2 protein-coding genes are annotated in these 2,120 nt (G+C 46.6%); one reads left to right on the plus strand and one right to left on the minus strand.

The genetic code is table 11. The annotated features are described in order from the left end of the window. Positions 1-96: 96 nt before the first annotated feature. Complete coding sequence (locus tag KDD36_15095; GenBank protein MCB0397974.1) at positions 97-480, plus strand: hypothetical protein; 384 nt, start codon at positions 97-99, stop codon at positions 478-480. A gap of 78 nt (positions 481-558) precedes the next feature. On the opposite strand, the gene KDD36_15100 is transcribed toward KDD36_15095, so the two are convergent. Further along, positions 559-2,120: hypothetical protein (locus KDD36_15100; GenBank protein ID MCB0397975.1), on the minus strand; the 1,562-nt coding region annotated here is incomplete at its 5' end.

The following is a 2,120-nucleotide window of genomic DNA, read 5'->3' on the forward strand; positions in this document are numbered from 1 at the left end:
GCACGAAGTACGGGCCGAAAAGGTTGATTTTCTTAATCGCTATGCAATAGAGAATTTTCTATTGCATAGTTTGGGATAAGTTAAAACGCGCAAATCATGGACCTGAAAGACTATATCAAGAGTACGATCACTGCGATCAGCGAGGCGATCATCGAATCCGGTGAAGCACTAAAAGACAAAGGCGTCATCGTAAATCCTGAAAAGGTAGAGATCGGAAAGAATGGAGAGAAACTTCTTCGTGCGGATGGGTGGCGGTATGTACAGAATCTGGATTTTGAGATTCTTGTATCCGCAGAAGAAATGGCCGGTTCTGAAGGAGGAGGTGGACTGAAAGTCGCCGGAATATTCAAGGTAGAGGGTGGCCTGAACGAATCCGCATCCAGTCAGCAAGTGAACAAGATCAAATTCAGTCTACCCGTTGCACTGCCCTGCACAACCACACCTGACACCTACAAAAGCAAAAAATATACGGTGAGCTAAATGTCGCGGTAAACAAACCCATGCCATGCGGTTACACCACTGCCAACTGCCTACTGCCTACTATCTACCACCTGCCCATCAATAACTCCATTCATTCGTAAACGAATTGAAGAAATCAATACCGAATTTGAAGGTGCTATCCATTTTTGAGTGGTTGCTATCTGCCGCAACATAGTAGGCACCGACTTTCATCAACTGCCTCCACAGCACGAATTCTTTTTCCAAACCTACATAAGCCTCGCCATGGCGGAACATCTCACCGCTTAATGTGGAAACATCATCTATCATAAGTAAGCTTGCACCACCAACGGAAGTCATATGCAATCGCTTTAGCAGGGGGATTTTATTTAAGATGGACCCGTTGAAGTGATGGATGTAATGTGCCTGAACAAACGACTTCCGGGTAGAGAGGGTAGGACCGAGAAGCTGGAATGACTTGAGCGGATTAGAGTAAAAGAAGTAATCGGAGCCCCGGAAAAACTTCTGATCCACCAGCCGTATATCGTACGATCGCAAAAACTTTCCGGTGAAGATGGCAATCTTGGATTCCCCCATGGTACCGAGCTTCATTTCGTCGGTCATACTCAACTGAAGGAAGTCATAGTCAACATCGCTATTCATCAGTTTATTCACACCCTTTTTATAATGAAGAGAAAATGTCGGGTACTTTGACCCCACGATGATCTTTTTATAAGGCTCGGTGAAATATTGTTGTGCGGGTGTAAAATCCACTTTCACCTCAAGGAGGACTTCGGAATAGGGCGTAAAATTCTGCGGATTATTAAGGCTGTCACCGAAAAGGTCTTGCGACCATTGCGCCAGCTTAAGGTCGGTAATGGGCTTCCGCTGCGCGTACTCCGTACTTACATCCAGGAACAATCCGTTCACCAATTCTATTTCATGACCTACACCGTAAAAGCGTTTGTGCACGTAGTTGCTTCTGCTAAAAGTCGCTGCGACCGACTCATAGCTGTTGATCATTGAATAGGTGTCGCCACCCTTCACATAAAGTCTGGCGAATTGTTTGGGACGATATAAATACGCAACGCGTCCAAATCCTTTCACAATGTTATTCGCAAAACCATAATCGACCTCCCCGCGTGTATCTATCTTTTGCGCTTTCGACCACTCCTTTTCATAACTTCCCCCCAGGGCATGGTGATAACCGCCAACACTGAACGGACGTACAGACTGCAACAGGGACATGACGAAAATACTTGTACCCTTGCTGCGATTTCGGTAACCGACCCCATTGACGGCCACATCCCAGAAGGTGATCCGGTTAGCGATGCTGTCCTGCTCACGCAGATACGGTTCGCTGTTATGGTAGAGGCGAATGCTATCCTGCACATGGATAAAAACCTTTTCAGCAGGTTTGAGTGTCACCGGTCGGGTTGAGTTCCAGAACAAGGTGTCTCTGTCATAGGCGTCATCTTCAATACGGCGCAGCTCATTGCTAAAGAAACGCGGCGGATAAGCTGGTTCAATCTCATGACGGCTATGTACGGCGATGGTATGACCGATGAGGGTTTTTCTGCCATCACGTGCATCATAAAAAAATTCCTGCCGGCTGATGACCCAATTGGAATCAGCAAGCTGATCATAATTCTGGATGACCCGGAAGTTCCGGTAGAAATGCA

Source organism: Flavobacteriales bacterium (assembly GCA_020435415.1).
Lineage (GTDB): Bacteria > Bacteroidota > Bacteroidia > JACJYZ01 > JACJYZ01 > JACJYZ01.